The organism is uncultured Enorma sp. (genome assembly GCA_905210055.1).
In the GTDB taxonomy this organism is placed as follows: domain Bacteria; phylum Actinomycetota; class Coriobacteriia; order Coriobacteriales; family Coriobacteriaceae; genus Enorma.
In genome coordinates, this window is record CAJLVH010000091.1 from 1 (window position 1) to 7,662 (window position 7,662).

At 60.2% G+C, this 7,662-nt stretch carries 9 protein-coding genes; 3 read left to right on the forward strand and 6 right to left on the reverse strand.

Going from position 1 to position 7,662, the window contains the following annotated elements:
• The 3 genes from QZ079_RS06545 to QZ079_RS06555 all read left to right on the forward strand — a co-directional run.
• Positions 1–385: 1,3-beta-galactosyl-N-acetylhexosamine phosphorylase C-terminal domain-containing protein (locus QZ079_RS06545; protein WP_297036667.1), on the forward strand; the 385-nt coding region annotated here is incomplete at its 5' end.
• Positions 386–565: 180 nt separating this feature from the next.
• On the forward strand, positions 566–964 hold the full coding sequence (locus tag QZ079_RS06550; protein WP_297036670.1) for a hypothetical protein: 399 nt from the start codon (positions 566–568) through the stop codon (positions 962–964).
• 14 nt (positions 965–978) lie between these two features.
• On the forward strand, positions 979–1,173 hold the full coding sequence (locus tag QZ079_RS06555) for a helix-turn-helix transcriptional regulator (protein WP_297036687.1): 195 nt from the start codon (positions 979–981) through the stop codon (positions 1,171–1,173).
• 1,042 nt (positions 1,174–2,215) lie between these two features.
• Here QZ079_RS06555 and QZ079_RS06560 read toward each other — a convergent pair.
• From QZ079_RS06560 to QZ079_RS06585, 6 genes are all read right to left on the reverse strand, one after another.
• On the reverse strand, positions 2,216–3,070 hold the full coding sequence (locus QZ079_RS06560; RefSeq protein WP_297036672.1) for a DarT ssDNA thymidine ADP-ribosyltransferase family protein: 855 nt from the start codon (positions 3,068–3,070) through the stop codon (positions 2,216–2,218).
• Between the two features lie 173 nt (positions 3,071–3,243).
• Positions 3,244–4,092 (reverse strand): hypothetical protein, encoded by an 849-nt coding sequence (locus tag QZ079_RS06565; protein ID WP_297036677.1) that lies wholly within the window; start codon positions 4,090–4,092, stop codon positions 3,244–3,246.
• Positions 4,093–4,312: 220 nt separating this feature from the next.
• A complete protein-coding gene (locus QZ079_RS06570; RefSeq protein WP_291289050.1) occupies positions 4,313–4,621 on the reverse strand; it encodes a type II toxin-antitoxin system RelE/ParE family toxin in 309 nt (102 codons plus the stop codon).
• 10 nt (positions 4,622–4,631) lie between these two features.
• Positions 4,632–4,913 (reverse strand): AbrB/MazE/SpoVT family DNA-binding domain-containing protein, encoded by a 282-nt coding sequence (locus QZ079_RS06575; RefSeq protein WP_094334944.1) that lies wholly within the window; start codon positions 4,911–4,913, stop codon positions 4,632–4,634.
• A 72-nt stretch (positions 4,914–4,985) separates the two neighbouring features.
• Positions 4,986–5,690: a DUF6977 family protein gene (locus QZ079_RS06580; protein ID WP_297036682.1), complete on the reverse strand. Its 705-nt coding sequence runs from the start codon at positions 5,688–5,690 to the stop codon at positions 4,986–4,988.
• 11 nt (positions 5,691–5,701) lie between these two features.
• The gene (locus QZ079_RS06585; RefSeq protein WP_297036684.1) at positions 5,702–7,516 is read right to left on the reverse strand and encodes a DarT ssDNA thymidine ADP-ribosyltransferase family protein; all 1,815 of its coding nucleotides are present in this window, start codon (positions 7,514–7,516) and stop codon (positions 5,702–5,704) included.
• Positions 7,517–7,662 lie beyond the last annotated feature (146 nt).

Genomic DNA, 7,662 nt, shown 5'->3' on the forward strand with positions numbered 1-7,662 from the left:
CGGTGACGTGGACTTCGGCGAGGGCAAGAAGAACATGTACGCGCTCGAAGGCACGGAGATACTCGTCCAGCGCGAGAAGGAAGTCCAGCTGGCGGTGAACGGCTACGGCGAGGGCCGCGGCGTGTATATCAGCGGGCTGCCGTACAGCTTCGAGAACAGCCGCCTGCTCTACCGGGCCATCCTCTGGTCCGCGCACGACGAGGGCGAGCTCAACAAGTGGTTCTCGACGAACTTCAACGTCGAAGTCCACGCCTTCGTGAAAAACGGCAAGTACTGCGTCGTGAACAACACCTACGAGCCGCAGAGCACCACCGTCTACCGCGGCGATGGTACCAGCTTCGACCTGGGCCTCGACGCCAACGAGATTCGCTGGTACGAGATCTGAACGCAATACAATTATAGCAGCCGCATGCCCGGGCGGCTGCTTTTTTGTCGCTTTACCGGATTTGATGTGGTATATTTCGCACATTTGACAATTGACGCGCCGCGCCGGTGTCAGGTATACTGTAATCAGGAGATGTGGTATATTTCGCACATCGCACTATGGAGCAAGGGAGGGCTCGGTGTGAAAACTGTGTATGTCGGCATGGTGAGCGACATTGTTGTTGCACTATATCTCACGCTTATCTTGGTTCTAAAGGGCTTTTTGCAGCTCGACACGACCTGGCTGCGGTACCTGTACCTGCTTTTCACCATTGCGCTCATAGTGGTGGTCGTCAAAAATCACCAGGCAATAAAGCGAAACGAGGACGAGATGGTCAAGGCGCTGATGGGGAAGATAGACTCCATGCTCCTGCGGTCGTGGGAGTTTTTCATCGTGGGCATCTGCGTTGCCTTTGCCATAATACCGGCTATGCGGGGCAAACTGGCGCCGGTGTACTTTCTGACCTTTATCTGCCTGTGGCAGCTCATTGTTTTTGTCGCGCGCTTGGTGATGTTTTGGTACAATGACCGGGTGAAATGATGGAAGACGAGGTTCTGCTCAAAAACCGCATATCCGAGCACAGAGAGCGCCTCGGGCTCACGCAGCAGGCGCTGGCTGACGCCGTCGGCGTACGCAGGGAGACCATCGTAAACCTCGAGCGCGGGCGGTATAACCCCTCGCTCAAGCTGGCGCTCAAGATCTGCGCAGTGTTGGAAGCAACGGTGGAAGACGTGTTCCTGCTCGAGTGAGCCGGAAGCGTCGGCATATGTGGCCCCGACAGACATGTCGGGGCTCCTTTTTTTGCGCCGTAACAAGAAAAGCGCGGGTGCATACAATGATACAGGCACGAAAGGGTGCCGAATTCCTGATACCATGGTGAAGGGAGCAAGCATATGCACAAGTGCAACGACTCAGACTGGCGCGACAAGCTGGAGTGCTGCCATATGAACGTGATAAAGCCCTGTGATCACGACTGCAACAACACTCGCGGCTGCAAGCATGTCTGCTGTGTGAGCGGCCCCACCGGGCCCACAGGCGCAACTGAGCCGACCGGTCCGCCCGGGCCTACCGGCGCGACTGGAGCGACCGGCCCCACCGGACCTACCGGCGCTACAGGCGCTACCGGCGCGGGCATTGATACGATAGAGCAGTTCGTCCCTGGTACGCCCTACTCAATAGGGGACTTGGTGTACTATAGCGGAGCGCTGTACGATGTAAATACGAACAATCCACGTGGCATTCCTGGTATCTCACCGGATTTCACGCTTGTCACCGTGACCGGCCCGACCGGCGCAACAGGAGCTGTCGGCCCGACAGGTCCTACAGGCCCGACTGGCGCTACAGGTGCAACGGGCGCTACTGGAGCAGTGGGCCCCACCGGCCCGAGCGGGACCGGCCCGACCGGCCCCACCGGCCGGGCAGCGGCACGCCGCCACCCCGTATACGCGAGGATATCCCGCGCGGGCGTGCCGTCCTCGCTGCAGAGCGCCCCGGCGACGACCACGCCGTCCTTATAGAAGTAGATGCGCACGACGAATACGCCCCGCCGGGCCAATAAGAAGGCTCGTCGATGGCGAAACGTATGCGTGCGAGGCCTGTCGACTCGGCATTGACGGCTTCGTACTTCTCGCGCGAGGTGAACATGGCGCCCTCGGCCTTGCGCCCGAAGACGACGCTTGCGGTATCGGGCATGTGCGCGCCCCTTCCCAACGGATACGGAACTTGTTCGGGTATTGAAAACGTGTTGCGAACACCGGCTGGGAAAACCGCCATTCAGCGCGCTCGCGTCGCTCAGTCAACGAGACGGAACCCGCCGTTCTTGCCTCCCCGGCGAGCGGCTCTTTCTTTCCTCACTGCTGCATACATGCTGGAAATATCCCAGTCGATCCAATCGCGCCGTCGTTCGAACAGCGCGGCCTCATGCGACACGATCTGATACGGAATGTGGCGGTCGTCTCCGACACAGCTGCGGTACTCGTCGATCTGCTCCTCGCTCTTGAAGAACACGCGCATGATGTAGCGGGGCGGAATCGCCCCGAACACGAACACCTCTGCGTTAGGGTCGCTGACTTCCCAGGGCTTCAAGTCCCATTTGGTGCGGGAGTAGCCTCCCCCTGGGCTCGGACGGCCGTCTTCGAACATGCTTTCCAACGCCCGCGCGCCGTAGGACGTCTCCCATTTGATGCGAAACAGACCGCCGACCGCGCCGGTCGGGAAGAACGAGCAGTTCAGCTCATACAGCACGCTGGGATCGAGTTCCAGCAGCACGAACGTGTCTCCCGGGCTCGTCTCGCCCCGTTCCCGTTTATGCTGCTCAAGGGTGTGAAGCACCTCGAAATTGACTCCGGAAATGTACACGGAAACGGTATCGGCGAGTTCCTGACAACACAGCCTGCTATTGACGGCGGCGTCGATCTTCCGACGGGCGAGCTCGTTCCTGGACAGGATCCCGTGCTCGAAAATGCTGTCGAGGTTCCTCGCTTGGGTGAGGTGGTACAGCTTCTTGATCCCCCGGTCTTGGACAACCTTCTTGATGGATGCGGCGCGATGCTTCGCTTCGATGAGCTCGCGACCCCGGCGCCCGGCTTCACGCCAGCGCTCCATATCCTGGGATGGCTGCCCGTGCGAGATGGTTTCCTCTGACATAGCTACCTCCTGGCTAGGCGAATCATGGGATTACCCGTTGCGGTACGGGGCAGACTAGATTCACTCAAGCGGCATGCTTGCGAACTCGTCGAATGCGCGCTCGGACTCCGCATGGGGCATGCAGGGAATCGGGGTGTTGTTGATCGGCCGCGTCGTCATCGCTCATCATCTCGCTATCGATGCATGGCGGTAAACGTCTTGAAAGCTCGCGCGCTTTCCTCATCGCTTGGCAGCGTGGGGTCATCGTCGACGGCAGAGAAGATTGGCATCGCGTTGCGCAGCTCATCGAGGTCGATGCCGAGGTTGTCGTCGCCGACACCGTGGAAGTGTGCCTCACAGACGATGCTTTCAGGCAGAAATGGCGCGCAGTGGATGGCGCGCGTCAGCTCGTCGCAGGCGTTCTGGTTGCGCGGTACGTCGAGTACGCCGAGGGTATAGTCGTCAATGTAATAGCCGTTGGTCTGCTTGTGTGACTCGGCGATGAGGCGCTCTGCGGCAATGCGCTCGTCGGGTGTCAGCCGGTAGCGCCAGGATGCGTTAACGCCGAGTTTTTCGGCGAGCATCCAGGCCACATAGGCAATGGTCTCGGATTCGCCGTAGATGTGACCTGTGGTCGGTGTCTCGGGCAGCTTGGCGAATGCGGTGAGCTCGGGGCTTGGCGCCCCGATCGCGTACCCGAGGTCGTGTTCCAGGTGCTGCGCCCAGCAGGACATCATGGGCATCTGGTACATCTCCCGCATGATGTCGTCGCACTCGTTCTGGTCATAGGGCACCTCGAAGGCGATGATGGGCTCGCCCTTGTACGACTCGCGCGTGCGCTTCGTCTGGCAGGCGCGCAGGGCGATGCCTGCGGGATCGAGCGAACCTGCGGGAAGCTCGCGGCGGGTGTAGCCGGCGGTGCCGAAGAACATTTGGTCATCGTCGAGCACACGCTGGACGAAGGCCGCCTCACGGGGGTGCAGTCCGATGACACCATGGCCGGATTGCTTGTTCACGAAACCGGGATGAAGTGTATCGAGCATGATGCTCCTTTCTGTGCCGGGGCGGTGCTCCGCCCATTGCTCAAATACTGATACTCGCGTGTTGGAATATTTGATTGTGAAATGCGGAATCGCGATGCGCTCCCTGGCCTCTTATAAGACAGAGCTTGAACTTGATGCGCCCGAATGCGCGGCCGATTCGAAACGGCAGCTTTCATTCGGGCGCAGTGCCGAAACCAGTCCGAGCAGGGAGCTCGCTTTGCTAATTAGGCCGGTCTTCAATCTCATCTGCGAGCAGTCGCGCACGCCAGTCGGCCGACATATGAAAGAGACGCATGAGCGTGACCACGCGCGCCGCTTCATCAACGGAGTAGACCGCGATGTAACCCCCGATCGCCGTACAGCGGTACTCGGAGCCCTCCACGCGCCCGCCCAGGAGCGGAAAGGTTTCCAGCGTGTCGAGCTTCGAGAGGTACGTGCTGTAGAGCCTGGCGGCACTCGAGCGTCCGACTTCGCGGAGCCTCCAGCTGAGAGCGGTGTCTAGATCATCCTCGAAGCGCCTTGTTGCCAAGATCTCGTATCTATGCAAGACCGTACCTCGCACCCAAATCGCCCGCGACGTCCCGCGCCGGCCTCACGCGGCTGGCGGCGACGTCGGCCTCAGCCTCTGCGAGCCGGGCGCGGAAGTCCCCCTCGTCTGTCACCTCGAGCGGATCCGTCGGCACGGCGGACACCCAGGCGCGCCGCCCGTCGAATGACCAGTACACGCGCGCGCCGTCCGCAATGCCCAGAGCCGTCCGTACCTCCTTGGGGACGGTCGTTTGCCCGCCCTTCGTGAGTTTCGTGCTCATCATCGTGACCATGCGGCACCTCCGAATCATTAATTTCAATGATTATATTGATTTTAACACGACGCGCGTCGCGCCATGCCTGGTCTAGAAGAGATGCCCCTGTCCACCTGCGGGATCAGCGGCCGTCTCGCTTGCCACCCCCTGGAACACGATCTCGCGGAAACCGTCCTCAGATTCCAAGGCGTCCCGCAGCAACCCCTGCCGGGATAGCGAGACGAAGATCGCCGCCGCCTCTGCCTGGCAATTGATTGATCGCTTGGGGTTGAACTCGATGTCGGTAAACGCGTCGTAGGCGAGTATCCCTTCGGCGAGGGCGGCATTTCCCTCCTGGGCGAGCGTGTGGATGTAGAGCCAGTCGTAGAAGAAGGTCTTGGGCTCGCAGGCGAAGCGCTTGTCACCGAACTGGAAGCCCACGACGCTGCCGCTCGAGCGGAGACGCGGGTCGCGCTTGGCATCCCGTGAGGACTTGCCCCATAGGTCGCGGTACGGCCCGCCCTGTTCGAACACCTTGCTACCCTGAAAGGCAGACTCGACGGAGATGCGCGCGCCGTTCCCCCAGGTCATCATGAGGTTGAAAGCACTCAAGCGCACGCCCAGCTCCTCCTCGGAGCGGCTGGACACCTCCAGCACCCGGGCGCCCGGGGCCTCCTCCAGATACGCCTGATGGAGGCTCCGGACGCAGCGCTTCTTCTGCGCGTCTGAGAAGCCGCTGTAGAACGTGAACTCGACATCCCTCTTCACGCAGAGGCGCTCATCGAGTGAGACGGTGAATACCGGTCTGACAGCCATGTCGAGTCACCCTACCACATCTCATCGTCGTCGTATGCGGCCATGCCCTTCTCGTCTGTCGCACCCTCCCCATTCTGCTTGTCCCCGCCGTCCTTCTCGCCCTTCTTCCAGTCGGAGAAATCGCGACGTGGCTTGAACGGCTTATCATCATCCGACACTATCTTGTATGGGATGTGGCTGTCGTCTGTGACCCACTCACAATACTCATCGACCATATCTTCCGTTTCGAAGAGCACACAATTGATGTAGTGGGCCGGAATTGTCTCAAACACCAGAACCTCTGCCTGGGGATCGCTGGTTTCGCAAGGATCCAGGTTCCACTTGGCACGGGAGTATGTCCCCGCCGGGCACGGCACGCCGTCTGCGAACATATTCTCTAGCGCCTGCGCGCTTTGGAACTCCGTTTTACTGGCATGGCGAACCCGGTTGCTCGCAGCATTCGTAGGATAGAAGGCGCAATCGAGCTCGTACAGCAGGCTCGGATCGAGCTCCAGCAGAACATACGCATCTCCCGGGCACGTCTCACCCCGGTTTTGCTTACCCTTCCCAAGAGCATAGAGCATCCGGTAATTTGCCCCGGAAATAGATACAGAGATGGCATCGGTATGCCCATCCCAGCGCTCCCTGTCGTTGACAGCGGCATCGATTTTGAGGCCATTTATTTTATTTCTGGACAAAATCCCATGCTCGAAGATGCTGTCGAGGTTCCTCGCCTGGGTGAAGTGGTACAGCTTCTTGATTCCCCTATCTTGGATGATCTTTTCTATCTCCGCTCTTCTTCGAAGGGCCGTTTGGCGTTTGATCTCCTCCCGCTCGGCCTCCCGACGCTCCGCCTCAAGGCGCTCGGCCTCCCGACGCTCCGTCTCAAGGCGCTCGGCCTCCCGACGCTCCGCCTCCTGACGCTCCCGGCGCTCGGCCTCGGCCCGCTCCCGGCGCTCGGCCAACTCGCGCTTTTCCAGCTCGCGCTTTTCCAGCTCGGCCTCAGGATCCTCCAGAAGCACGCCCTTCCGGTCAAGCTCGTCGAAAACCAGCGAGGCACCGCGCCCCAAGAATATAGGAAACAAAGCGCTGAAACGGAAGTTTTGAGCGGAGACTTTTGCCGTGCCCTGGACAATCCCACTCTCAAGCCCCGCATCCGTGACACGCCAATAATACGAGGAGCGAATGTCTGGACTATGCTCCCAAGACTCCTCGCACGGCACGCGCTCGATCAGTCCAGACCCTTCGAACGAGCTGAGAACGACGTCGCGCACCGATTCGACGCTTGCCTCCTCAGGAAGGTAGCCCTTACGCCGCAGCTGTCTCAGCAGCTCGTCAATCAGACCGACATCGAACTTGTCGCACTGATCATCCCATCTACCCTTTTCGGGCTCATCAGGCGATTTGCATTTCGCAGTTGCCTCTTGCGCCTCGATTTGCGCAAGCAGCGAGGCGTATCGACTTTCAAATGATTCTTTCCTGCGCCGTTCCCTATTTACATCTCGGACAGCATGCTCCGCAGCGCGGACGAGTTCGCGCGCCTTTCGCCACTCCCTTTCGCGAGCACACCGCTCCTCGAGCAGACGTTCCTCATGCTGTCGCGCCTGCTCGCGACGCTGCAAGTCTTCCTGGCGCTCCTCTTCGCGCCGACGCTTCGCTTCGGCTTGGATAGCAGCCTTCTCTGGATAGAGGACCGGTAGTTTTTCTCGAACTATGCGGACAAAGGCACCATCCAGCGGCGAAGAAGCGGACCGAGCAGGTATTTTCAAGTCGTCTAGAACTGCCAGCATCTCCTTGGACGACATGCCGAATTCCTTGGCAAGAGCAGAAACGCGGACCTCATCCATGAGCGCATCCCCCTATTCTCCTGGCATATAGCGCAGGCATAGACGCGTTTTCAAGTATACACCGAACCCCTCGGCTGCCCCCCCTACGCCACCTTACGCGGCTCGACGATCGCGTCGGCGAAGCCCAGCTCCACGGCGCGCTCGGC